Source organism: Shewanella sp. SM21 (assembly GCF_025654335.1).
Lineage (GTDB): Bacteria > Pseudomonadota > Gammaproteobacteria > Enterobacterales > Shewanellaceae > Shewanella > Shewanella oncorhynchi.
In genome coordinates, this window is record NZ_JAKKRL010000004.1 from 175,086 (window position 1) to 199,689 (window position 24,604).

General features: G+C 43.5%; 29 protein-coding genes. 12 read left to right on the plus strand and 17 right to left on the minus strand.

The annotated features are described in order from the left end of the window. The first annotated feature begins 4 nt into the window (after nt 1–4). Nucleotides 5–580, plus strand: coding sequence for a YceI family protein (locus L5L94_RS06930; protein WP_028761297.1), 576 nt, complete (start codon nt 5–7; stop codon nt 578–580). An 86-nt stretch (nt 581–666) separates the two neighbouring features. Here the strand turns inward: L5L94_RS06930 and L5L94_RS06935 are convergent, their stop codons facing one another. Continuing rightward, on the minus strand, nt 667–945 hold the full coding sequence (locus tag L5L94_RS06935; protein ID WP_011788659.1) for an oxidative damage protection protein: 279 nt from the start codon (nt 943–945) through the stop codon (nt 667–669). 2 nt (nt 946–947) lie between these two features. Beyond that, nucleotides 948–2,054, minus strand: coding sequence for an A/G-specific adenine glycosylase (gene mutY, locus L5L94_RS06940; protein ID WP_263162122.1), 1,107 nt, complete (start codon nt 2,052–2,054; stop codon nt 948–950). 200 nt (nt 2,055–2,254) lie between these two features. Here mutY and trmB point away from each other — a divergent pair, with 200 nt between their 5' ends. The 5 genes from trmB (at nt 2,255) to L5L94_RS06965 (ending at nt 6,633) form a co-directional block, all read left to right on the plus strand. After that, nucleotides 2,255–2,971, plus strand: a complete 717-nt coding sequence (trmB, locus tag L5L94_RS06945; protein WP_105251866.1) for a tRNA (guanosine(46)-N7)-methyltransferase TrmB — start codon at nt 2,255–2,257, stop codon at nt 2,969–2,971. Nucleotides 2,972–3,019: 48 nt separating this feature from the next. Then, nucleotides 3,020–3,346 carry a YggL family protein gene (locus L5L94_RS06950; protein WP_028761293.1) on the plus strand — a complete coding sequence of 109 codons (327 nt, stop codon included), beginning with the start codon at nt 3,020–3,022 and terminating at the stop codon, nt 3,344–3,346. Beyond that, a complete protein-coding gene (gene glsB / locus L5L94_RS06955; RefSeq protein ID WP_113939414.1) occupies nt 3,346–4,260 on the plus strand; it encodes a glutaminase B in 915 nt (304 codons plus the stop codon). The genes L5L94_RS06950 and glsB overlap by 1 nt, the downstream gene beginning before the upstream one ends. 183 nt (nt 4,261–4,443) lie before the next feature. Beyond that, nucleotides 4,444–5,265 carry a YggN family protein gene (locus tag L5L94_RS06960; protein WP_263162125.1) on the plus strand — a complete coding sequence of 274 codons (822 nt, stop codon included), beginning with the start codon at nt 4,444–4,446 and terminating at the stop codon, nt 5,263–5,265. Nucleotides 5,266–5,691: 426 nt separating this feature from the next. Beyond that, nucleotides 5,692–6,633 carry a LysR family transcriptional regulator gene (locus tag L5L94_RS06965; protein WP_006082526.1) on the plus strand — a complete coding sequence of 314 codons (942 nt, stop codon included), beginning with the start codon at nt 5,692–5,694 and terminating at the stop codon, nt 6,631–6,633. A 672-nt stretch (nt 6,634–7,305) separates the two neighbouring features. Here the strand turns inward: L5L94_RS06965 and L5L94_RS06970 are convergent. From L5L94_RS06970 to L5L94_RS07005, 8 genes are all read right to left on the minus strand, one after another. Then, a complete protein-coding gene (locus L5L94_RS06970; protein ID WP_263162128.1) occupies nt 7,306–9,156 on the minus strand; it encodes a DUF885 domain-containing protein in 1,851 nt (616 codons plus the stop codon). Between the two features lie 152 nt (nt 9,157–9,308). Then, nucleotides 9,309–10,475, minus strand: a complete 1,167-nt coding sequence (hemW, locus tag L5L94_RS06975) for a radical SAM family heme chaperone HemW (protein ID WP_263162131.1) — start codon at nt 10,473–10,475, stop codon at nt 9,309–9,311. After that, nucleotides 10,475–11,092: an RdgB/HAM1 family non-canonical purine NTP pyrophosphatase gene (gene rdgB, locus L5L94_RS06980; protein WP_131523655.1), complete on the minus strand. Its 618-nt coding sequence runs from the start codon at nt 11,090–11,092 to the stop codon at nt 10,475–10,477. The genes hemW and rdgB overlap by 1 nt, the downstream gene beginning before the upstream one ends. Before the next feature lie 122 nt (nt 11,093–11,214). Beyond that, the gene (locus tag L5L94_RS06985) at nt 11,215–11,649 is read right to left on the minus strand and encodes a DUF4426 domain-containing protein (RefSeq protein ID WP_113939419.1); all 435 of its coding nucleotides are present in this window, start codon (nt 11,647–11,649) and stop codon (nt 11,215–11,217) included. A 135-nt stretch (nt 11,650–11,784) separates the two neighbouring features. Further along, nucleotides 11,785–12,090 carry a DUF167 family protein YggU gene (gene yggU, locus L5L94_RS06990; RefSeq protein WP_263162135.1) on the minus strand — a complete coding sequence of 102 codons (306 nt, stop codon included), beginning with the start codon at nt 12,088–12,090 and terminating at the stop codon, nt 11,785–11,787. Beyond that, nucleotides 12,090–12,638 carry a YggT family protein gene (locus L5L94_RS06995; RefSeq protein WP_105251874.1) on the minus strand — a complete coding sequence of 183 codons (549 nt, stop codon included), beginning with the start codon at nt 12,636–12,638 and terminating at the stop codon, nt 12,090–12,092. The genes yggU and L5L94_RS06995 overlap by 1 nt, the downstream gene beginning before the upstream one ends. A gap of 46 nt (nt 12,639–12,684) precedes the next feature. Beyond that, nucleotides 12,685–13,503 (minus strand): pyrroline-5-carboxylate reductase, encoded by an 819-nt coding sequence (gene proC, locus L5L94_RS07000; RefSeq protein ID WP_263162138.1) that lies wholly within the window; start codon nt 13,501–13,503, stop codon nt 12,685–12,687. A gap of 215 nt (nt 13,504–13,718) precedes the next feature. Further along, the gene (locus L5L94_RS07005; protein ID WP_263162141.1) at nt 13,719–14,417 is read right to left on the minus strand and encodes a YggS family pyridoxal phosphate-dependent enzyme; all 699 of its coding nucleotides are present in this window, start codon (nt 14,415–14,417) and stop codon (nt 13,719–13,721) included. A gap of 35 nt (nt 14,418–14,452) precedes the next feature. Here L5L94_RS07005 and L5L94_RS07010 point away from each other — a divergent pair, with 35 nt between their 5' ends. The 4 genes from L5L94_RS07010 (at nt 14,453) to hemH (ending at nt 18,385) form a co-directional block, all read left to right on the plus strand. Then, nucleotides 14,453–15,490, plus strand: coding sequence for a type IV pilus twitching motility protein PilT (locus tag L5L94_RS07010; protein WP_006082517.1), 1,038 nt, complete (start codon nt 14,453–14,455; stop codon nt 15,488–15,490). 9 nt (nt 15,491–15,499) lie between these two features. Continuing rightward, a complete protein-coding gene (locus L5L94_RS07015; protein WP_028761282.1) occupies nt 15,500–16,612 on the plus strand; it encodes a PilT/PilU family type 4a pilus ATPase in 1,113 nt (370 codons plus the stop codon). A gap of 187 nt (nt 16,613–16,799) precedes the next feature. Further along, nucleotides 16,800–17,339: a glutathione peroxidase gene (locus tag L5L94_RS07020; RefSeq protein ID WP_263162144.1), complete on the plus strand. Its 540-nt coding sequence runs from the start codon at nt 16,800–16,802 to the stop codon at nt 17,337–17,339. Between the two features lie 32 nt (nt 17,340–17,371). Next, nucleotides 17,372–18,385: a ferrochelatase gene (gene hemH / locus L5L94_RS07025; protein WP_219253468.1), complete on the plus strand. Its 1,014-nt coding sequence runs from the start codon at nt 17,372–17,374 to the stop codon at nt 18,383–18,385. An 87-nt stretch (nt 18,386–18,472) separates the two neighbouring features. Here the strand turns inward: hemH and ruvX are convergent, their stop codons facing one another. From ruvX to L5L94_RS07045, 4 genes are all read right to left on the minus strand, one after another. Continuing rightward, the gene (gene ruvX, locus L5L94_RS07030; RefSeq protein WP_028761279.1) at nt 18,473–18,898 is read right to left on the minus strand and encodes a Holliday junction resolvase RuvX; all 426 of its coding nucleotides are present in this window, start codon (nt 18,896–18,898) and stop codon (nt 18,473–18,475) included. A 29-nt stretch (nt 18,899–18,927) separates the two neighbouring features. Continuing rightward, nucleotides 18,928–19,491 (minus strand): YqgE/AlgH family protein, encoded by a 564-nt coding sequence (locus L5L94_RS07035; protein WP_263162149.1) that lies wholly within the window; start codon nt 19,489–19,491, stop codon nt 18,928–18,930. 66 nt (nt 19,492–19,557) lie between these two features. Then, nucleotides 19,558–19,887, minus strand: a complete 330-nt coding sequence (gene yciH / locus L5L94_RS07040; RefSeq protein ID WP_263162152.1) for a stress response translation initiation inhibitor YciH — start codon at nt 19,885–19,887, stop codon at nt 19,558–19,560. A 178-nt stretch (nt 19,888–20,065) separates the two neighbouring features. Continuing rightward, on the minus strand, nt 20,066–20,383 hold the full coding sequence (locus L5L94_RS07045) for a hypothetical protein (protein WP_263162154.1): 318 nt from the start codon (nt 20,381–20,383) through the stop codon (nt 20,066–20,068). A 180-nt stretch (nt 20,384–20,563) separates the two neighbouring features. On the opposite strand from L5L94_RS07045, the gene L5L94_RS07050 reads away from it, so the two are divergent. Together L5L94_RS07050 and L5L94_RS07055 are read left to right on the plus strand one after the other, a co-directional pair. After that, nucleotides 20,564–21,124, plus strand: a complete 561-nt coding sequence (locus L5L94_RS07050; RefSeq protein WP_028761276.1) for a DUF4136 domain-containing protein — start codon at nt 20,564–20,566, stop codon at nt 21,122–21,124. 359 nt (nt 21,125–21,483) lie between these two features. Then, nucleotides 21,484–22,125, plus strand: coding sequence for a trimeric intracellular cation channel family protein (locus L5L94_RS07055; protein WP_028761275.1), 642 nt, complete (start codon nt 21,484–21,486; stop codon nt 22,123–22,125). A 75-nt stretch (nt 22,126–22,200) separates the two neighbouring features. Here L5L94_RS07055 and tpx read toward each other — a convergent pair whose 3' ends face one another. From tpx to L5L94_RS07070, 3 genes are all read right to left on the minus strand, one after another. Next, nucleotides 22,201–22,794, minus strand: coding sequence for a thiol peroxidase (gene tpx / locus L5L94_RS07060; protein ID WP_105251878.1), 594 nt, complete (start codon nt 22,792–22,794; stop codon nt 22,201–22,203). 123 nt (nt 22,795–22,917) lie between these two features. Further along, on the minus strand, nt 22,918–23,745 hold the full coding sequence (locus tag L5L94_RS07065) for a mechanosensitive ion channel family protein (protein ID WP_028761273.1): 828 nt from the start codon (nt 23,743–23,745) through the stop codon (nt 22,918–22,920). Between the two features lie 32 nt (nt 23,746–23,777). Beyond that, a complete protein-coding gene (locus tag L5L94_RS07070) occupies nt 23,778–24,368 on the minus strand; it encodes an OmpA family protein (protein WP_263162157.1) in 591 nt (196 codons plus the stop codon). Nucleotides 24,369–24,604 lie beyond the last annotated feature (236 nt).

Below are 24,604 nucleotides of genomic sequence, written 5' to 3' on the forward strand. Positions count from 1 at the left end.
TACAATGAAAAAGCAACTGTTAAGCGCACTGATTGGTGTATCTCTATTGGCTCCTGTGGCGGCTTCAGCTGCTGACTATGTGATTGATCATGAAGGCGCTCACGCTTCTATTACATTTAAAGTGAATCACTTAGGTTATAGCTATGTGGTGGGGCGTTTTAATGATTTTAGCGGCGATTTTAGCTACGATGCGGCTAAACCAACTGCGATGAAAGTGAATGTCACAGTGAATACATTAAGTGTCGATTCAAACCATGCTGAGCGTGACAAACATATTCGCGGTGAAGATTTCCTTAATACTGGCAAATTCGCTAAAGCGACCTTTGCATCTACTTCGGTGGAAGATAAAGGAAATGGCGATTTAGTGATTAACGGTAACTTAACTTTAAATGGTGTGACTAAACCATTAGCGATCAAGGCCCATGCTGTGGGTGAAGGTCAGGATCCTTGGGGTGGCTACCGTGCCGGTTTTACGGGCACAACCACCTTTGCGATGAAAGATTTCGGTATCAAGATGGATTTAGGTCCAGCATCTAGCCATGTTGAGTTAGATCTAGTGGTTGAAGGTGTGCGTAAGTAACTCTTTATTCTGCCATTAGATAAACAAAAAGCGCCGAAAGGCGCTTTTTTGTAAGCTTTATACTTAGGGCCGACTAACTACCAGAATTAATCTTGGTCTTTTTCTGGTACAAAACCTTCAATTTCAACATCTTTACCTTCAAATAGGAAAGAGGTCATTTGTTCTTCAAGAAATTTACGATCATCAACATTCATCATGTTGAGTTTTTTCTCGTTGATCAGCATGGTTTGCTTTTTTTGCCATAGGCCCCAAGCTTCTTTGCTGATGTTATCAAAAATGCGCTTACCTAAATCACCTGGATACAGTTGAAAGTCTAGGCCGTCGGCTTCTTTATTTAAATATACGCAATTGACTGTACGCGCCATGATTATTCCTTACTGACTGCGGATTGAACGAGTGATCCCAAATTGGCTAGCACGCGCTCGGTGGCGGCGGCGAGTCCCACTTTGGAAGGATGACTTATGTTATACCAGAGAGACTGGTTTTGTTCCATGACAGCGCCCACGCTCTGTTTATTGCCGAGGGTTTTATCGCCGTGAGTTTTATCTAAGTTAAGCATCATGGGCTGAATATCTAAATGAAAGTGGCTAAATGTGTGCCTAAAGCCAGTTAACCATTCGAGTTGCTGCACATCAAACCCTTGCTCTTCAAGATGAGTTTCAAGGGCGGCTTGGGTAGCGAATTCAGGGAAACACCAGAGCCCGCCCCAAATTCCCGCTGGCGGACGTTTAGCTAGAAAGACTTGGTTGTCTTGCATCAGCACTAACATCCACGCCGCTTTGGTTGGTATGGTTTTTTTAGGCTTTTTGCCAGGGAAATCGGTTTGTCTGCCAATCAGTTGAGCTTTGCAATCAATCGCTACAGGGCAAGCGGCACAGTTAGGTTTGCTACGAGTGCAAATACTGGCGCCGATATCCATCATGGCTTGATTATATTTCTGAATATCTTGCTGCGGTGTGAAGGCATCCGTCAGTTGCCAAAGTTGCTCTTCAACCGTCTTTTGCCCTGGCCAACCTGCTATTGCCCCATGTCTTGCTAATACTCGTTTTACGTTGCCATCGAGAATGGGGTGATGTTGCCCAAGTGACAATGACAATACTGCGCCTGCCGTCGAGCGACCGATGCCGGGTAGGGCGAGCACTTGTTCAAAATGTGTTGGAAATAATCCCTGATAATCATCGCGGATTATTTTGGCTGCTTTATGCAGGTTACGCGCCCTAGCGTAATAGCCAAGGCCGGTCCAATGATGTAATACCTCATCGTCTGGCGCGTTAGCAAGTGCTAACACATCGGGGAAACGCGCCATAAATTTAAGATAATAGGGAATAACAGTCGCAACCTGAGTTTGTTGCAGCATAATTTCAGAAACCCATACGCGATATGGGGTTTTATCTTGCTGCCAAGGGAGGGTTTTACGACCGTGATTGTCGTACCAAGAGACGATACGTGTAGCGAAGGAGGCTGTAGATTTCATCGGCGCAGTGTAGCGGCAGTTATCTTCTTAGACAAGCGTCAAAGATAAGTTGGCAAGGGATCTAAAGCTAAAAATCGCTGCTAAATTCGCACTCTTAAATAATCTTGGTATACTTTCGCCCCATTAGTGCTTGCACTGTATGTTGAACTTTGGATAATGCCCTTCTTTTATGATGGTGTTGTCCACTAGACGAGGCAAAAATGAGCGAAGTCACTACCGCTGAATTTAATGAAGAAGGCAAGTATCTGCGCAAGATCAGAAGCTTTGTCCTGAGAGAAGGTCGCCTAACCAAAGGCCAAGCACACGCTATTGAAAGCCAGTGGCCAACAATGGGTTTAGATTACAGCCCAGTGCCATTGGTACTAAGCGACGTTTTTGGTCGTGAAGCTGATACTGTGCTGGAAATTGGCTTTGGCATGGGCGCCTCTTTAGTACAAATGGCTAAAGATGCACCAGAGCAAAATTTCATTGGTATTGAAGTGCATAAACCGGGTGTAGGCTCTTGCCTCAGTGATGCCGCCATTGCTGGTGTGACTAATTTACGTGTGTATCATCACGATGCCATGGAAGTATTAGAACATGCGATTGCTGACGGTTCATTAGCCCGAGTGCAATTGTTCTTCCCAGATCCTTGGCATAAAAAACGTCACCATAAACGCCGCATCGTACAAGCTGAATTTGCCGAACTGATTCGTCGCAAGCTAAAAATTGGCGGTGTGTTCCATATGGCCACTGACTGGGAAGAGTACAGCGAGCATATGTTAGAGGTGATGCAAGCCGCTCCGGGTTATCAAAACCAGTCGGCCGACGGCAGTGTGGTGCCGCGTCCTGATCATCGTCCATTGACAAAGTTTGAAGCCCGCGGCCATAGACTGGGTCACGGTGTATGGGATCTGATGTTTGAGCGTATCGCTTAATCACGAACTCAATTTTAGCTAATTTTAAACACAAAAGGGAAAATCACTATGGCAACTAATCGTAGCCGTCGTTTACGTAAGAAAATGCGCGTTGATGAATTCCAAGAGTTAGGTTTCGATATGGCTTGGACTTTTGATGCATCAGTATCTGAAGCCGATATCGATGCAACTGTAGATAAATTCATCGATGAAGTGATCGAAACCCGTAAATTAGGTTTCCATGGCGGCGGCCACATCGAATGGGAAGGCATTATCGCCACCCAAACGATTGGTAAATGTACCGAAGAAGATATTGCTGCAGTTAAGGCATTCTGGGCGACCCAAAAAGTGTCTCAGGTTGAAGTTAGCGAACTGTACGACATTTGGTGGGGTTAATGCCCGAGTTGGCATTACTTGAGGAAGTGGTCGAGAAAGTTCGACCCTTGCTCGGCCAAGGAAAGGTTGCAAATTATATCCCCGCACTGGCCAGCGTTGATGCTGGCAAATTAGGCATTGCCGTCACGACTGTTGATGGCGAAACCTTAGGTGCGGGCGATTACCTTGAGCCGTTTTCGATTCAAAGTATCTCCAAAGTTTTCAGCTTAACCTTAGCGTTAACTTTATATGAAGAAGCCGAAATTTGGAGCCGTGTTGGCAAAGAACCTTCGGGTCATTCATTCAACTCTTTAGTACAAGTCGAGTTAGAACGTGGCAAGCCGCGCAACCCATTTATCAATGCTGGCGCGTTAGTGATTGCGGACTTATTGCAGAGTCGTTTAGGTGCACCTAAACACAGAATGCTTGAGTTAGTCAGGCAATTAAGCCAAAACGATAAAGTGTGTTTCGATAAACAAGTAGCAGATTCAGAATATCAGCATAGTGCGCGCAATGCGGCTATCGCTTATTTGATGAAGTCCTTTGGTAATTTTCAAGGTGATGTTGATACTGTGCTGCGCACCTATTTTCATTATTGCGCCTTGAAGATGAATTGTGCTGACTTGTCTAAGGCCATGTTGTATTTGGCTAATCGCGGCAAAAGTATCACAGGGACTGAGCTTATTTCTCAAGTGCAAACTCGGCAACTTAACGCTCTGTTGGCAACCTCAGGCTTATATGATGGTGCTGGTGAGTTTGCTTATCGTGTTGGTATGCCAGGTAAAAGTGGCGTCGGCGGCGGTATTATTGCCGTGATCCCTGGAGAACTGTCGATTTGTGTATGGTCGCCAGAACTCGATAATAATGGCAACTCACTTGCGGGCACTGCGATGCTTGAGCATCTCAGTCAGCGTCTCGGTCGTTCTATTTTCTAGTCTTATCTCTCGTTTTTATTAGCACTATTAGACTAAATGTTAGCGAATTTCGCTAATGACCTTTTAGTGCTAACTTTTCAAAATTCAACATAATCAAATTGTTATAAAGTTGGCACGTCTCCTGCTATAAGCTATTCAGTAGTTTAGGTTTATCGAATTATTCAGATTAAAGGACGAACAAAAATGAAATTAAATAAGTTATTAACTGGATTTGCATTATCTGGGGTGATTTTAGGAGCATCTAGCGTACAGCTGGCGCAAGCACAAACAGAGCCAAAAATAGATGAACGCTGTGAAGTCGCCTTAAATTATGACGTTATGGTTGAGCCTAAAAAATTAGTCATGAGCGAGAAGGGCACAGAAAAGTATCGTATCGAAGTTGACAAGTTATTTGTGGAAGGTAAGCAAGTTAACTTAACCGACAAGCAGAAAAAATTGGTTACTCAATATGCCGATGAAGTTTCGACTCAAGTGCCAGAAGTGATTGAACTGGTGAATGAGGCAGTATCTCTTGCTTCCAAAGCGGTTGGTATGGCCTTAACACCTTTAATGGGTGATGCCGCTGGTGCAAAATTTGATGAAATGATGGCTGGCGTTCAAAAACGCGTTGACTCAGTGGCTTACAAGAATGGTGATAGCTTCTATTTAGGGGCGACTGAAGACTCGATGCAAAGTACATTTAACGATGAATTCGAGCAGGAAATGGAACAAATTGTCCAGAATTCAATTGGCGCAATTATGATGAACTTAGGTGGCCAAATCATGTCTGGTGGCGGTGAAAATTTTGAAGCCAAGATGGATACCTTCTCTAAAAAAATGGACAATTTAGGCCAAGATATTGAGCAACAAATTGAGAGCCAATCTAAGGGATTAGAAGCTAAGGCTGACCGTTTGTGCGACCGATTTGAAAATTTGTTAGTGCTTGAAAATCAATTGCGCCAAGAAGTGCCAGAACTAGCACCTTATGTGTTGACACAAAACTCAACCAAGGAACTGCGTGAATAGTTCTTGCGAATCGCCCTTAGTTTTAACTGCAATAACTTCTATCTCCTTGTGCATGAGTCAAACTTGAATGCTACGCCCCTAGTCAATTTATCGACTAGGGGCTTTTTTATTGGCTACGGTTTAATCGTGGCGACAACCCTTATGGCTAAGTTGATGTGGCTTAATAGGCTAGGCTTGCAGCGATTTAGTTCGGAATGTTACAGTCTAGAGACGAATATTTGGTATACTCTTAAAATATAATTAAAAGCTGGCATATCAGTCAGATATAACCCCCTACTTTAGTGGACTTTTTCGGTCTAAATCTCTGCGTTATATCATTTTGATGCGAGATATCAATGCTATGGTTATTTTAAGCGATGATTACGCTAACCATAGCTGCTCACCGAAAGTTAATATCATTGTCGTAAACAGCTTAAGGCGACTTCCATGTTAGAACTGTTAGAACCTATTGCGATTTTTACTCATGTGGCCAGAGCAGGTAGTTTTAGTGCCGCCGCAAGAAGGCTTGGGATCTCTAAGTCTAAGGTCAGTACACAAGTCGCCGATCTTGAACATAGACTTGGTGTTCAATTAATTCAACGTACCACCCGCAGCTTAAGTTTGACTGAAGCTGGGCATTTGCTGTATCTGCAAGGTGAAGAATTGCTACGTGACGCTGAACAAGCGATAGCCAGCGTGCATAACTTAAATGATGCGACCCGCGGCGTGCTTAAGGTGGGAATTTCCCAATCCTTTGGGGTGATGCATATCATTCCTGCGTTGCCATCTTTTATGGCAAAACACCCTGAGCTTGAGCTACAAGTGAGCTTACTGGACCATAAAGTGGATGTCGTGAGCGAAGGCTTAGACTTACTGTTAACTATGTCTGAGCAATTACCGCTTGGCATGGTTGCTAGACCTCTGATGAAGTGCCAATTCCTGTTAGTTGCTTCGCCTGGCTATATTGCTCAACATGGCGAGCCAACTCGACCTGAGCAGCTAGTTGACCACAACTGTTTGGTCTATCAAGGCGAGTGGCACGAGCACAGCATGTGGCAATTTAAGAAGGGTGATGACTACTGTGAAATTGGCGTATCGGGTAATTTCAGGGTGGATAATGCGCCTGCATTAAAATCTGCTGCAATCAGTGGTCTTGGAGTTGTGTATCTTGCGAGTTATCTGATGGAAGATGAAATTGCCAAAGGGACATTAGTGCCTTTACTGAAGGATTGGCAATTGACCCACCATCTGCCATTGCAGGCGGTTTATCCCCGTCGTAAGCACTTAGCACCTAAGGTTAGTTCTTTTATCGAATTCATCAAAGATCACATAGGAACGCCACCGTATTGGGATGCTCCCTATGTCGAATTATTCAGTAAACGTCAGTAAAATAGGAAACATTGTTCTCAAAAGCAGTCTTATGTGGTTTTAAATTGGGCAGGTACTTTTCTGGTCATTTAAAATCAATACTTTAGGTTGAGTTAATGAGTACATTTGTTGATGGTTTTTTAGGGGTTACTAAAGCACTTTTTTATAACATCCTTGAACTCTGTTCTTAATTGAATACAATGGTAACAGTTGATTCGGAATGATCTGAGTCCTATACGTTTATTGGAAATGACCCCTTTCAATTTTTGTATACAGGTCGGCGTTAATGCAGTTTTGGATCACAGCCAACAGAAGTTTGAGAACTAAAACAATGTTGGCTCTTTAAACCATCATCCTAGTTTTTGGTTTACCTCAGCCTTATCGCTGAGGTAATTTTTTTATTGATGGTTTGCAGCCTTGAACACAAGTTTTGTCTCCCTGTACCCTAAAGTCGCAACTGTGTGTTAAATGATGTGAAGGCAAGTGCTAAAGCATATATTAATGCAACAAATATAGTGACCCACAGTGAGAAGGGTTCTGTTATCTAACGGGATAATGGTACCAATAAAAAAGCCACTTTCGAGTGGCTTTTTTATTGGGCGCAGCTTAAGACTTTCACTTATGTCGCTTTAGTCGTGAAGCAAGTTAACAGTGCTTCACGGCTAAGCACTTAGGCATTAAAGCATTAGTGCATTAGGCCTTTTTCTTACTGGCTATCCAGAGATCGACTTGTTGCTCTAACACATCCAGTGGTAATGCGCCGTTAGAAAGTACTAGCGTATGGAAGTCGCGGATATCAAATTGACTGCCAAGCTGTTGCTCTGCTTTATGTCTTAGCTCTAGTAGTTTAATCATACCTACTTTATAAGCTGTCGCTTGCGATGGCATGACGATATGGCGTTCAACCATTTTCACCGCATCCGATTTAGCATTTGGCGTATTGTCCACGTAATAGGTTATGCCTTGCTCGCGGGTCCACTTCTTGGCATGAATACCGGTATCAACGACTAAGCGACATGCACGCCACAGTTCCATTGCTAGACGACCAAAGTCAGAGTAAGGATCGGCGTAGAGTCCCATTTCTTTTGGGAAAGATTCGCTATATAAACCCCAGCCCTCAATATACGCGGTATAGCCCCCAAACTTACGGAACTTAGGAATATTTTGCAGTTCTTGGGAAATGGCGATCTGCATATGGTGACCCGGAATACCTTCGTGGTAGGCCAGCGCCTCCATTTGGTATTTTGGCATGGCTTTCATGTCATATAGGTTTGCATAGTAGCTACCTGGACGAGAACCATCCGGTGCCGGTTGTTCATAGAAGGCTTTACCCGCGGATTTTTCCCTAAAGGCTTCAACCTGCTTCACTACCATGGCGGCCTTAGGTTTTACTTTGAACACTTCATCCAAGCGCGACTTCATATTGTCTATGAACTTAGTCGCCTCAGCTAAATAGGCGGCTTTGCCTTCGGCGGTATTGGGGTAGTAGAACTGGGGATCATCACGCATAAAGCTAAAGAATTGCTGCAAATCGCCTTTAAAATTGACCTTCTTCATGATGGCACGCATGTCATTGTGAATACGTTCCACCTCAGAAAGACCTAAGTCATGGATTTGATCGGCGCTCATGTTTGTCGTGGTCGTTCGTGCCAAGGCATTATTGTAATAGGCGGGGCCGTTAGGGAGTTTCCACGCACCATCGCGGTCATCAGCTTTAGCTGCTAAGGTTTTGATGTAACTGATGAGTTTGTTATAGGCGGGCTCGACTTGAGTTACTAGTGCTTGCTCAGCCTGTTTAAGCAGTGCTTGCTTTTCCGTTTCTTGAATCGCTAATGCGTTCACTTTACGGCGAAAATCGGCGAGTAACGCGCTATCGTCGCCCTTATCAAAAGGCGCACCTTTGATAATGTTTTGGCTGTCTGAAATCACATAAGCGAATACGAACTTAGGCGCGATAATGCCTTTATCTGCGCGAATGGCTAATACTGTCTGTAATTGACTTAAGCGTTTGGGAACGCCATTCAAGCGACTGATATAGGCCTTGGCATCGCTGACATCTGTGATTTGATGTTGGTTAATTAAGAAGGAGGCGATCATAGAGTGGCCACCATACATCTGATTCACAGGGTAATTATGATAGCGCCATTGGTCATCTTCGATGTCATTTTGCAGATTTTGCTTCAGTAACGTGAGGCTAAGATGAGTTTGTGGATCGAGTTTGGTCGCATCAATCTGATTGACCCGCGCCACTTGTTTTTTTGTGCGATCTAGGGTTTTATCATCGGCGGCATCACCTAGTTCATCCCATTTATCATAGTCTTGCTTGATCCCCATATAGGTCTGCGAAATGGGACTCGCCATAATGTTTTCCATGAAGATGGTTTCGAACAGGGCATTGGCTTTTTCTGATTCGGTTTGCGCTACTGCATTCACAGGTTCGCTTGCACTGTGTAAGGCTGGCGCAGTTGATGCTGCATACGCGGGAATGGTCAGCAGAGCTGAAAGGGTCAGTGCGACTAAGCTGATTTTAGTTTTTATTGGCATGATCAGGCTTCCTAGATTGATTTGCATCAATACTAAAGAAGCGGAACAAGAATGTATGAATATTAGTGTTAGAAAATGTGTTAGCAGTAATAGTATTAAACTGCACTATTGAAAGCTAACACATTATTTATAGAGCTATTTTAACGGCAGGCTTAGCAGAATTGTGTCAGTAAATCATTAACAAACATATGACCTTTACTGGTTAATTGCCAATGTTCAGCGGATTCTGTGAGTAAACCGCGTTGTTTGGCTTTTTCCATTCCTTCGGTCAATGTGTCTCTGTGTTGTCCTGTGCGCAGTTCAAATTCTTGCTTAGGAATAGGTGTCATCAGACGCAGGCGATTCATTAAATATTCGAGCGCGCGGTCTTCCTCTGCAACTTCAATCGATTCGAAGGTGTAGTTGTGTGCACTCAGATATCCCTTGGGATGTTTAATTTTTACCGTGCGTATGATGCGGTTTTCTTCTGGCAACGTCACTTTGCCGTGGGCGCCACAGCCTATGCCTAGATAATCACCAAACTGCCAGTAGTTGAGATTGTGCCTACATTGGTAACCAGGTTTTGCGTAGGCAGATATTTCGTATTGCTCATACCCTAATGCGGCCAGCTTTTGTTGACCTTGCTCATAGATATGCCAGAGCGCTTCGTCATCGGGCAGCTGCGGCGGTTTTGAGTGGAATAGGGTGTTGGGCTCAATTGTTAACTGATACCAAGATAGGTGTGGCGGGTTAAGCGCCGCTGCCGTGTCGATATCGGCCATAGCTTCAGCAAAACTTTGGTTGGGTAATCCATGCATTAAATCGAGGTTAAAACTCAAGTATCCCGCTTGGCTGGCTTTTTGAGCGGCGACTTGTGCCTCGTTTTGATCGTGAATACGTCCGAGTAAGTTGAGTTTATCCTTAGAAAAGCTCTGCACCCCGATAGATAAACGAGTGACGCCCGCTGCACGATAGGCACTAAAGTCATCGTGCTCTAAAGTACCAGGATTGGCTTCCATAGTGATTTCGATATTGTCACTAAAGGGAATTAGCGCATTGGCACCATCGAGTATGCGTTTGATTTGTTTAGCATCGAATAATGATGGCGTGCCGCCACCGATAAAGATGGTATGGATCTGCCGCCCTTGGACGAGATGTAAATCTTGGCGTAAGTCTTCCAATAGCGCATCAACATAAGCCTCTTGTGGCAGTTCGCCATTTTGGCCATGGGAATTAAAGTCACAATAGGGACACTTTTGTACGCACCAGGGAATATGGATATACAGACTGAGTGGTGGCAGTTCGAGCTTCATCGTAGTAGTCACGGCAGTTGACGACATTATTGTGCATTCCCGCCAGTTAATACGCCTTGGGCTTGCATGGCAGCGATGAGTTGCACTAGAGCTTTACCACGATGACTTAAGGCATTTTTCTCGTTGCTGCTCAGCTCTGCCGCGCTACATTGATAATTTTCAGGGATAAAAATCGGATCGTAACCATGGCCATTAGCGCCTCGTTGGCTAAAGTCGATTTGGCCTTCCCATGAGGCTTGGCAAATAATCGGGGTAGGGTCTTTCGCATGGCGCATATATACCAGTACGCATTGGAATCTTGCCCCGCGAGGTGCTGGCTGGTCTTTTAACGTCTCAAGTAGTTTCAATACGTTGTCTTGATCTTTGGCATTTTCGCCTGCGTAACGTGCTGAATAAATGCCTGGAGCGCCTTGGAGTAAATCCACTTCTAAACCCGAATCATCGGCAATGGCCGCAAGTCCGGTGATTTCGGCGGCATGCCTTGCTTTGATAATGGCATTCTCTACAAAAGTGGTACCCGTTTCTGCTACTTCGCTGACATTAAACTGGCTCTGCGGCAGTACAGTGACACCGTAGCTTGCGAGCATTTGATCGAATTCGGCGAGTTTGCCTTTATTACCGCTGGCGAGGACGATTTGTTGCATGGAATACCTATCATAAATGGGACGACGTGCGTTGGCACTATGATACCCAAGCTCAATAGTAAAGGACAGGGAAAGGGGTTGGCGCAACAGGAAAGCAACGCCAACAAAGGTATAAAATAGGTTTATTCAACGTAGAATTTTTGCTTGAACTGTAAGTTCGTGTTCAGTTGATTGCCATATTTAATTGCGATATTGAAGTTGATTTCCTGATCATCGCGGTAGGGCACTTCGGCAATGTAATAAATCGCATCACCTTCGCGGATCTCTTTAAACGTTAGATTGATTCGCGCATCTAACAAATTATTAGCAACTCCAGTAATTTCAACGGGCACTGCGGGCTTATTCGCTTCGCTAATATCTAATACGGCAATATTGATGATGCCAGTGTAGCTACTGCGCTTAATACCATAGGATTTGGCTATGCTAGGCGTTAAAAATGTACTGCCAAGTGCCATGTAATGAATATCAAAATTACCGACAGTTTCTTTTTGCTCGGCATTTGCAACACCGCAAAGGCTGGCCGTGAGGGCTAATACAGCGAGAAGATTACGGAACATGATGGGATACCTCATATTAGGGAATGTTGGATTATAGGGCCGCTGTGACTATTTTTTTCAATAAATTAATAGCATTCAAAGGATTAATTCGTTTTCAGTTGTACGATTCTTTAACTGATTGATCTTTCAACTGAATTACTTTTCACTATCTTGCCCCATCAGTTCAGCAATGACACTTGGGATGATCTTAGGGTCAATAATGCGGATTTGTTTATGTCGGCCAAGTTCACCTTTTACTATGTGAATGTCGCTCTTTGGCACTTTAAAAGCTTTTGCTAAGTACTTGCTTAAATGGGCATTCGCTTTGCCATCAATAGGCGGCGCAGTGATGGCTACTTTTAGCTCATCACCGTGCAATCCTACAATTTGATCTCGGCTAGCCTTAGGCTGAATGTAGAGATTAAGCAGCAAGTCACCTTGCTGCAAAGTCACTGCACTCATTAGATCACAGCCCAATAAGGGATATATTGAGCAAGTAACATATTGAGGAAATTCATACCAATAATAACCAGCATTACGGATAAATCTAAACCACCAATTGGCGGTATGATACGACGTATTGGTGCTAGTACGGGTTCAGTTAACTGACCCATGATCATTACAATTGGATTATAGCCTTGGTTAAACCAGCTTAAGATTGCGCGTATTAATAGCATCCAAAATAGAAGTACCCCTGCTTTTTTGACCACAGATACAACGGCAAACAGCAAAAATAACAGTATGTCTATGCCACCGCCCGCAATGAGGCTAATTAGTAGCAGCTTGGCTATCACAACCAATAATGCGAGGACGAAAGATGCGGTATCAAATCGCCCTAAGGAAGGCAAAATACGGCGCATTGGTGCGATGAGCGGGTGAGTTGCTTTAACAATAAATTGGCTAAAAGGATTGTAAAAATCAGCCCTTGCCAGTTGTAACCAAATCCGCAAAATCACCACCATCAAATAGAGATCGAATAGAGTGGTGATTAAAAAGGTAAATGCATTCATCGAGATTTCTACCTATTAAAGTTCGATATAAAAACGTGTTAGTGGATCAAAATGTTTTAGCCATTTCTTCAGCACGATTAATACAGTTTTCCATGGCTTTTTTTACTAAGCCGCGCATATCCGCAGCTTCAAATGTCGCCAGCGCCTGTGCGGTGGTGCCGCCCTTTGAAGTAACATTCTCTCTTAAATTACCTAAGGTCAGTTGTGGGTTTTGCTTTGCCATCATAGCAGCGCCAAGCGCAGCTTGCTGCACTAAACTTCTGGCTTTTGTTTCATCCATTCCCATTTCTTTGCCTGCATCTATCATAGACTCCATTAGCAAAAAGAAATAAGCCGGTGAACTGCCCGATAGTGCAATCACTTGATCTAAATCTGACTCTTCATTTACCCACACAATTTCGCCGCCGCTTGACATCAAACGATCGCAAATGGCTTTCTGCTCGGTAGTAATGCTTTGAGGCGCATAGAGGCCAGTCATACCAACACTAATTTGCATCGGCGTATTTGGCATGGCGCGGATAAGCTTGATGTCTTGTGCCAGATAGTCGGTATATCGCTTTGCTTTAATGCCCGCAGCGATAGTGATGACTAACTTATTCGACAGATCGACTGTCTGTAATGCTTCACAAACTTGTTGCATCAATTGTGGTTTTACCGAAAGTACTATGACATCGGCAGCTTGCACTGCGGCCAAATTATCCTGAGAAACCAAAATCCCAAAATCGTCTTTTAGTGCATCGAGTTTACCTTGGCTGGGATTAGTCGCTTGGATGAGTTGAGCTGGATAGCCGCTATTGACTAAGCCACTGATGATGCTGCGCGTCATATTGCCGGCACCGATAAAGCAGATTTTCTGTTGATCCATTTGATTCTCTTCAGTGTGTTAACCGTTGACTTGTAACATCTTCACCTTAAATTAAGATGATAAAACGGTTAGTCATTTGAATGACTGAGCCTGATTATCGACTCTCGCTAATTGCTCTTAAATCGTTAATGTTCGGTGTTCTTTAATACAGTATTTGGGCATAAAGTGCTAAAAACAAGGTTAAACTGACCTCTAACTAAATGCCTAACGTGATTTTACACAGCGTAATTGCGCTCACCAAAAATGGCACTGCCAATACGCACCATAGTTGAACCACAGCTAATCGCTGTATCTAAGTCATTGCTCATCCCCATTGAAAGCGTATCTACAGCGGGATAATACGATTTAAGTTCTTGAAATAGATTGTTTAACATGGAAAACTCTTTAAGCTGTAACTCTATATCTGCGGTAGCCGTTGGAATTGCCATTAGGCCCCTCAGTGCTAAGTTAGGTAGCTGAGCTATCAGTTCGGCCAGTGGCAGCATTTGAGCCGCATCTATGCCAGATTTTGTGTCTTCAGCACTGATATTAATTTGAATACAGACGTTTAATGGCGCCAATTCGGCCGGACGTTGCTCATTGAGACGTAGGGCAATTTTGTCGCGGGAGAGGGTATGCATCCAATCGAAATGCTGGGCGACTATGCTGGTTTTATTGGATTGGAGTGGGCCGATAAAATGCCATTCTATGTCCGGGAAATCCCCCTTGAGCGCAGTAATTTTTTCAGCGCCTTCTTGGACATAGTTTTCGCCAAAGCAACGCTGACCCGCTTGGTAGGCTGCTATAATGTCTTCAATAGGTTTAGTCTTGCTGACGGCAAGTAAGCGAATACTGCTGGGGTGGCGGGCACATTTTTGCGCTGCTTGTGTGATCCTGCGCTGGGCGATTGCGAGTCTGTCTGCTATTGTTGTCATGATGTAATTATCTAGTTGCAAGGATATCCCAAACGATGGAAATCACTGAGTTATTGGCATTTAGTGTAAAACACAAAGCCTCGGATCTACACCTTTCTGCAGGGATATCTCCCATGATCCGTGTTGACGGTGAAGTGAGAAAAATTAACCTGCCCGCGCTCGATCATCAAGGTGTACACAGCTTAGTGTACGACATAATGAATGATAAGCAGCGCAAGGACTACGAAGAACATTTAGAAATCGATTTCTCGTTCGAAGTCCCTAATCTTGCACGCTTTCGTGTTAACGCATTCAATCAATCCCGTGGTGCAGCGGCTGTGTTTCGTACCATTCCAAGTGACATTTTGTCACTTGAGCAATTGGGTGCGCCGGAAATTTTTAAAAAAATTGCCAGTTTCCCTCGCGGATTGGTGCTAGTGACTGGACCTACGGGGTCGGGTAAGAGTACCACACTTGCCGCTATGGTGGATTACGTGAATGAAAATCGACATGATCATATCTTAACCATTGAAGATCCTATCGAATTCGTTCATCAAAATAAGCAATGTTTGATTAACCAACGTGAAGTTCATCGCCATACCCACAGCTTTAATGCGGCGCTTAGAAGCGCACTGCGTGAAGACCCAGACGTGATTTTAGTCGGTGAGATGCGTGACCTTGAGACCATTCGTTTGGCGATGACCGCCGCTGAAACAGGCCACTTAGTGTTTGGTACCTTGCATACTACTTCTGCCGCGAAAACGATTGACCGTGTGGTCGACGTATTCCCCGCCGGTGAAAAAGACATGGTGCGCACTATGTTGTCTGAATCGCTGCAAGCGGTTATTTCGCAAACTCTGATTAAAAAGGTGGGAGGAGGCCGTGTCGCCGCCCATGAAATCATGATGGGCACGCCCGCTATCCGCAATTTAATTCGTGAAGACAAAGTGGCGCAGATGTATTCGGCAATTCAAACAGGTATGGCCCATGGAATGCAGACCTTAGAGCAATGTTTACAGAACTTAGTCAATCGCGGTCTTATCACCCGTGAAGATGCAATGGCGAAGAGTTCGAATAAACAAGCGACATTTTAAGGATTTATGATGGATGTTCGTCCGTTTTTAAAAGTGATAGTGGAACGCAAAGCCTCCGACTTGTTCATCACAGCGGGTTTTCCGCCGAGTGCCAAGATTGACGGTGAATTGCGTCCCTTGGCAGAAAGTGCGTTTACACCAGCACAATCACTGGATTTTGTTGAGTCGTTAATGACAGAGGCGCAGAAGCAAGAGTTTCATTCCACTCGTGAGTGTAACTTCGCTTTTGCGGCAAAGGATTTAGGTCGTTTTCGGGTGAGCGCTTTTTGGCAGCGTGAATCGCCTGGCTGCGTGATGCGCCGTATTGAGACTAAAATCCCTGATGTCGATGATTTAAAATTGCCGCCTATTCTAAAAGATCTGGTGATGAGTAAACGTGGTCTCATCATTATGGTAGGCGGAACGGGAACGGGTAAGTCAACGTCCTTGGCGGCCTTGGTGGGTTATCGCAATGGTCATGCCCGTGGGCATATTTTGACTATTGAAGATCCGGTTGAATTCGTTCACGACCACAGAAAAAGCATAATCACTCAGCGTGAAGTGGGTATAGATACTGAGTCTTTTGATGCGGCGCTAAAAAGCTCCCTTCGCCAAGCTCCCGATGTGATCTTGATTGGTGAAATTCGTACCCAAGAGACGATGGAGTTTGCGCTGTCATTTGCAGAAACGGGTCACCTTTGTATGGCAACCTTGCATGCCAACAACGCCAACCAAGCGTTAGACCGGATTATGCATCTCGTGCCTGAGAGTAAGCATCAACAGTTATTGTTCGATTTATCATTGAATTTACGCGGTATTGTGGCGCAACAATTGATCCCTAAAGTTGATGGCACAGGGCGTCGCGCCGCGATTGAAGTATTGATTAACACCCCAAGGGTGGCGAGTTTAATTGCGAAGAACGAGCTGCATTTACTCAAAGAAACCATGGCAAAATCCAACGAGCAGGGCATGCAGACGTTCGATCAGGCCTTGCTGAAACTTTATGTCGATGGCGAGATTAGTTACGCCGATGCGCTGCACCATGCTGATTCACCAAACGATTTACGTTTGATGATTAAATTGCAGAATAAAGAATCCACGGGCTCAGGTTTTATGGAAGGTGTCACCTTAGACATGGACTAACGCGATAGTCAGGTTCTAGGTTAAGCAGCTCTTTATGGGCTGCTTTTTGTTGGTGTCGTTAGATTTTCGTTCAGCTCAATCGGTTTTACTTCATCGCTATGCAGTCGTTAACCATAGCTTTTATTTTTTAATTCAATATGATCTTTACCCAGTGCGTTTGCGTAATGTACTGGTAAAGGAGAAAGCAATGAAAAAATTACCCATGATATTCGCTATGACAGCGAGCTTGATGAGTGTTGGCGCTATGGCGGCCACTTGTCCCGAGTATCTGAACCTTGAAGTACGAAAATTACATTCTGAAGAGACAGTTAATCTGTGTGAATTAACTCAGGGAAAACCAGTGTTGATTGTTAACACGGCCAGTAACTGTGGTTACACCCCGCAGTTTAAAGCGCTCGAAACATTGCATGAAAACTACAAAGATAAAGGCTTAGTGGTCATTGGTTTCCCATCGGATGATTTTTTCCAAGAAGAAAATGATGAGAAAGATACGGCTAAGGTGTGTTACATCAATTACGGTGTCACCTTTACTATGCTGTCGACTTCAGCTGTGCGTGGTAGTGACGCTAATAGTGTCTTCAAATACTTAGCTGAAAAAACTGGTGCGCCTAAGTGGAATTTTTATAAGTATGTCGTCAGCGGTGATGGTGCGGTTGTGCAACAGTTCAATTCTAAAGTGAAGCCAGATAGTGAAGAGCTTAAGCAAGCGATAGAATCTGTACTTTAATATTACGAATATTTATTAATTAAGAGGCTGTTTTGGCTAAATTTTCAGGCTTATCCAAAGAAGTTGGACACGGGCAGCGCGGCAAAGTAGGCGTGTTGTTGTTGAATTTAGGTACTCCAGATGAACCCACAGCATCTGCTGTTAGACGTTATCTTGCAGAGTTTTTAGCGGATCCCCGAGTCGTCGAGATCCCTAAGCTAGTATGGATGTTGATTTTACACGGGATCATTTTGCGGGTACGGCCAGCAAAATCGGCAGCGTTATACCAAAAGGTATGGACTGCGGCAGGTTCTCCGTTGATGGACATTAGTTTGCGTCAAACAGCAAAGTTAGCGGATAAGCTTAAAGCTGATAACCATGATGTTTCTGTGCATTTAGCCATGCGTTATGGCAGTCCATCGGTCGCCAGTACATTGCAAACTATGCATCAAAATGGCATAGACAAAATCGTGGTGTTACCTCTGTATCCCCAATATGCGGCGCCAACTACGGGTTCTGCTTTTGATGCGATTGCGGCTGAGTTGTCCAAGTGGCGCTATATTCCAGCACTGCATTTTATTAATACTTATCATGACAATGCTGATTTTATTAATGCTTTAGCCAATTCGATCACGGCTGATTTTGAAGCCCATGGTAAACCGCAAAAATTGGTGTTGTCATACCATGGTATGCCTGAACGTAATTTGCATTTAGGCGATCCGTATTACTGCTTCTGCATGAAAACGACTCGACTTGTCACCGAAAAGCTTGGGTTAGGAAAAGATGAGTTTGTCATGACTTTCCAATCGCGTTTCGGTAAAGCCAAATGGCTACAACCTTATACCGATGCGACTTTGAAAGCGTTGCCGCAACAAGGCGTGCGTGATATTGCTATCGTCTGCCCAGCTTTTAGCGCCGATTGTTTAGAAACGCTGGAAGAAATTGTTGGTGAGAATGGTCATCTCTTTGCTGAGGCGGGCGGGGAGAAGTTCCGCTATATTGCTGCATTAAATGACGATGATGCGCACATTACTATGATGGCAAACTTAGTGAAGCCACATTTTTGATCCGGTAATTTATCGGATTAAACATCAAACTAAAAGGATAAGGCAACTTATCCTTTTATTTTTATTGTAGTTTTATTTATTGTGGCATTACTTGCTGAAGTTATTTTCGAAGTAGCTTTCGATGATAAGGACGGCAGACACAGCATCGACTTGACCTTTGGTCAGTGCCTTAAACCCGCCCAATTCGAATAATCTGGCCTTAGCATCAGTGGTAGTTAATCGCTCATCTTGAGTGGCTATTTTGACTTTGAACTTAGCATTGATGCGGTTCGCAAATTTACGCGCCCTGTGGGTCATATCTTGCTCTGTGCCATCCATATTTAAAGGCAGACCAACGACGACTAAGTCAGGTTGCCACTCTTTGATTAAGTCGCCTATCTGATCCCAATTTGGGATACCATCGACGGCCTTGAGTGATAATAATGGTGTGGCGCTGGCGGTGATCTCTTGGCCTATAGCCACACCAATGCTCTTAGTGCCAAAATCAAAGCCTAATACGGTTTTCGAATTCATAGTGTGCGGACTTATATTAATAAATAGGCTTAAGCGTGACCCGCTTGAGCTGAAACTTGCCAAGCATCAAATCCGAGAGCACGGCTGGCCTGTGGCCAACGGTCTTCGTGTTTAATGTCAAACAAGAGCGCATTCGTTGCTGGAATTGTGAGCCAAGAATTATCGGCAAGCTCTTGTTCGAGCTGATCTTTACTCCACCCTGCATAACCTAAGGCGACGAGGAACTTCTCGGGCGATCTGTTGCTTCCAATCGCGGTTAACACATCACGTGAAGTGGTTAGCATTAAACCACAACCCAGATCTGTGCTATTGGCCCAATAGGGCTGAGAGGTATGCAGCACAAAGCCGCGATCTTGGGAGACGGGGCCGCCCATCATGACATTGGTATTGAGCACTAAATCCGTGGAGACTTGCTCTGCTGGCAAATCCATTTGTTCCAATAGCGAATTAACTTCGATACCGAGCGGTTTATTGATCACCAGCCCCATGGCGCCTTTGGCATCATGTTCACAGATATAAATGACTGAGCGTTCAAAAAACGTACCGTGTAGTGAGGGCATGGCAATTAAGAAATGGTTCTGCAAACTCTCCATTAAACTACTCCGTTTGATGTGGCTAAGTTGATCTAGCTTGCTGCTATATTGCTAAGTCGGGCGAGATTAACCGCCAGCTAATTTAACTTTGTAGTTTTGTTTCTCAAGTAATAGCTTTAATTGCTCGCGGTTGTCCGTTTGGACCTCAATAGTGAAATCTTTAACCGTACCACCACAACCACATTGTTTCTTAAGGGCTTGTGCCATTGCTTTTAACGCGGTTTCATCGAGACCTAACCCAGAGATAATCGAAACGCCTTTGCCTTTGCGGCCCTTACTGTCTCTATGGATCCTGACTATACCGTCGGATTCAGGAATCACTTTAGTGACGGGCTCTGCATTTATACGGCCTTTGTCGGTGCTGTACACTAAGGATACATTAGGATCTGCTTTCATAGATTTCATTCATTGGTGTTAAAAGATGACTTATACCCGTTCAGTTTATCAAATTTGCAGGGGTTCTGGGAGGTAAAAAAAGACCACTTGAGGATTATCCTTAAGTGGTCTGAACAAAATGCTAACTCTTTGCAGGGAAGTAAGCATATTTTTGAAAAAGGGAGCGTTATCAGCCGTTTTAATTTATGCGCATAAAGACCATGACGATCAGCGCTACTGCAGTCAGTAAGGCGCTGGGCATAATAAATTTATGCAGCTTAGGTAACGCAATTAAGCAGGCGGTAGTCACAAAACCAAATGCGGCGACTGTGGCATAGTTAGTGCCATTAGCAATGGTATCAATAACCAACCAGCCAAGGACTAGGAGGGGTAATATCAGTAAACTGGTAGGCAAGTGACGTTTTATTTTGGCGTTATTCGCTTCGAGAGAAATTTTTTCTGGTGCAAGGAAAAAAATGGCAGATGCAACCATAAACGCGCTAATAAACCAGTACATTTCAATACCTCCCTTAAATCTCAATTGATAATCATTATCATCTTTGACTTTGCTGAAGTCAAGCTGAATGAGATGCTGCTTTTTAATCAATTGAGTTGTAGATTAGGCTATTGCTCTGTAAGCTAAATTCATATCTCTGATACTTGTCTTTGTTCGGGTCGAACATCTGAGGAAATTAAGATGAAAAATATTTTTGTAGCATTAGCTGTGTTGGCACTCAGTGCCTGTAGTTCGATGAAGTCTGGTTGGGATTTTGACCCTAGCGCAAATTTTACCCAATATAAAACCTATGCTTGGGTTGCTCAGAAAACGGATTCTGCCGGATATCATCTAGATGGCTTGATGGATCAACGGGTCAGAGAAGCGGTGAATAGCCAGTTAGCGAGTAAGGGGATGACATTAGTTGATGCAAAAGATGCTGATGTACTTGTTAATTATCTGACCAAAGTTGATAAGAAGATTAATGTTGATACCTTCAATAGTAATTTTGGCTACAACCCATACTATGGTCCAGGATGGGGTTGGGGCGGCAATATGCAGACCCAAACCACAGTAAGAGAATATGAAGTCGGTACCCTGATTATTGATTTGGTTGATAATAAAACCACTAAACTTATCTGGCGAGGTTCTGTTGCCGATACCATTCGCGACAAAAATACCCCAGAAGAAAGAGTACAGATCATCAATCAAGCAGTGGGCAGTGTAATGGCAAATTATCCACCTAAGCCTGACACTAAGTAGTTCTGACTCAGTTTGAATGAAAATTAAGCGGCCTGAGGGCCGCTTTTTTGTGGTTGATTTTTATGCATTTGTCTACGGTATTAGATGATCTGCAGTTATTTATCATCTGATTGGATTTACGTTATTAATACTTATTAAAAATTCTATTTTCATAGATGACAATGTGAAAGTAACATTTTTATAACTGACTATTTTGTATGATATTTATCCTATAACTTAATAATGTTGTAGGAACCTGCATCAGATTATTAATAAGATGATGAATTAATTTTTCTAATGATGAACTCAAAATAAAATCATTATAGAACTGAGAGGTTATCAGGCAGAATCAATTCTTTGAGTTGTTGGTAGTAGCAAAGATGCATGAGACGCAGATTATTGGATTACTTTGGCTGATTGGGATTATTGCTGAGGCGATGACGGGCGCTCTGGCGGCTGGCCGCAAGCAGATGGATTTGTTTGGTGTGGTGATCATTGGCTGCGCAACGGCAATTGGTGGCGGCACACTAAGGGATATGATGCTCGGAAATTACCCCTTAATTTGGGTTGAGCATGTGCATTACCTTATTGCGATTGCATTCGCTTCTTTGCTCACTGTCGCTATCGCCCCTGTGATGCGTTATCTGTCTAAGTTATTTTTGGCTATTGATGCCTTAGGCTTAGCCGTATTCTCCATCGTGGGCGCACAAAAGACGCTAATGCTAGGATTTAGCCCAACAATAGCCGTAGTCATGGGATTGGTCACTGGTGTCTTTGGTGGCGTTATCCGCGATATTCTGTGTAACCAAGTGCCTTTGATTTTTAAAAAAGAACTCTATGCGGTGATTTCACTACTGACGGCAGGCTTGTATATCGTCTTAAAAGCCTATCAGTTAACGGAATGGATTAATCTGGTTATTTGTTTAAGCGTTGGTTTTAGCTTACGGATGTTGGCGCTGCGATATCATTGGTCTATGCCGACCTTTGACTACCAATCCAGTGGCGATCAACATACACATTAAATCGTAAAACCAAATTGTAGAAATAGAACCGTTAAACAAAAGGGCAGCTAAGGCTGCCCTGTTTTTAGCTGTGAATTACTGCTGGGCTTGAAGGGTTTTTAAGGCTTCAAGCGCTGCATCATAGTTAGGATGCTCTGTGATGTTTGGTACTAACTCTTGGTATTGGAGCTTACCTTCTGCATCTATGATGAAAATGGCTCTAGCCAGCAAGCCGTAATCTTGTATTAACAAACCATACTTTTCACCAAAATCACGCCACACGCTATCTGATAGCACTTTGATTTTATCTACGTTTTCCACTTTACAGAAACGCTTTTGTGCGAAGGGTAAATCGGTACTGATCGTTAGCATGATGACGTCATCGGAAAAATGGCCAACTTCGCTGTTGAAGCGCTTCGTCTGCAGTGCGCAAACACCTGTATCTAGGCTTGGCACGGCACTTATCAGTACAGTTTTACCCTTAAAATCACTTAGCATCACTGGCGTGAAATGCTCATCAACGACTTTAAACCCTGGCGCCATTTGCGACAATTTTGGTCTTTTCCCTTCTAAGGTGACTGTTTTTTCACCCATTAAAACCTGTGTTTTCTCACTGGCGAGTGTATTGGGGCTCATCAGAACTAGGCTATAAATACAGCTTGCGGCTAAAAATGAAACATATTTTTGCATTGGATTTCCTCACACATGAATATCTGTGCCTTCGCTAATATCTGTCCATTAAGGTACGCTAAAATGATGCGTAGAACCATAAAAAAAGGCCGGTAATTACCGACCTTTTTTATCCACTAATTGTTATTTGCTTAGCGGTAATTCTTTGACATGGATATCCATTTGTGGGAATGGAATACCTATATCTGCAGCGTCTAATGCATTTTTTATTTGCTCAAGCAGTTGGAAACGTGCAGTCCAATAATCAGATGTTTTTACCCAAGGACGAACCACGAAATTGATTGAAGAGCTAGCCAATTCAGAAAGTCCAACTGTATATGCTGGATCTTTTAACACATACTGGTTGTTATCTAAAATATCGGTCAATACTTTTTTAGTGAGTGCGATATCGGCGGAATAAGATACGCCGATCACTAAATCGATACGACGACTATCCATTGCTGAGTAGTTAGTGATAGTGCCATTCATGATAGATGAGTTTGGCGCTACGATAACTTTATTATCAGGAGTGCGAAGCTTGGTTGAGAATATGGTTATTTCATCAACAGTGCCTGCGATACCTGCAGCTTCAATATAGTCACCTACGCGGCAAGGGCGGAATAACACCATTAACACACCCGATGCAAAATTAGACAGAGAACCTTGTAGCGCTAAGCCTATTGCTAAACCTGCAGCACCGATAACGGCTACCAGTGATGCGGTTTGTACACCAATTTGGCCTAACGTAGCAATAACCGCGAAAACAAATACCACTGCCCAAGCGAGGTTCGCGACAAATGAAACGACTGTCGGATCAACTTTACGGCTGTTAAGTAATTTACGAACAAGCTTCTGTGCTACGCCCGCAAAGTATTTACCAACAAAGAAGATGATAATGGCGAATAATGTTTTTAAGCCATAAGTCACAATCAGATCTGGTGCTTGCTTTAATAAACCTTCGAGGTTTTCCATTGAATAACTCCCTAAATATGCGCTAACAAAAACTATTTATTATTGACGATAAATTCTACTCGTCGATTTAAACTTCGCCCTTCGCTAGAACGGTTGTCCGCTACAGGTTCAGATATACCTTTACCCATTACGGTAAAGCGATTTGGATTAAAGCCATAATCTTCAACCAAAATACGTTTTACATTTTGAGCTCGCTGAAGTGATAGTTGATAATTAAACTCTGGTGTACCAACGATATCTGTGTGGCCTACTAAGGTTAATTCAGCATCATTTGTTTCTAAGAATGCTTTTACTAAGGCTAAAGTTTTCCATTGAGAAAAGTCAACCTCGGCAATGGCAAATTCAAAATACACCATAGCTGCAGAAATATTATGACAATCTGCGTTTAACTCAGCATTTGAATGACTCATATCGCAAACTGGTGATGCAGTCATTTCCACAGCGGCTTCTTCCACACAACCATTAGCCATAACAGGTGTATTTGGCTCTGTGTTAGGACAGGCATCTTTGATGTCAGGCACGCCATCTCGGTCAGTGTCAGACCAAGCAAATACCTGTGATGTTAGGCTTAAACTTAATAGCAAAAGCGCTAGCTGAATCCATCGAGATTGGGAGTTTTTCACTACAAATCACCTATTGAACGATAAGTATTAGTCAAAATTACTAAAGCGATCGCATTGTTGTAGCATGACCATCTTAGTGTGGCATTCTAACGAGTAAGACTCTTTTCGCCAAGCTAAACGCGTACAAGCGTCCATACATCGACAGATAGATATCGGCAAGATCTTGAGTATATTTATGTTTTTATTAGTAGATGTCAGTATGTCGATACTTGCTTCAAGTATATGCGAGGTTCTAC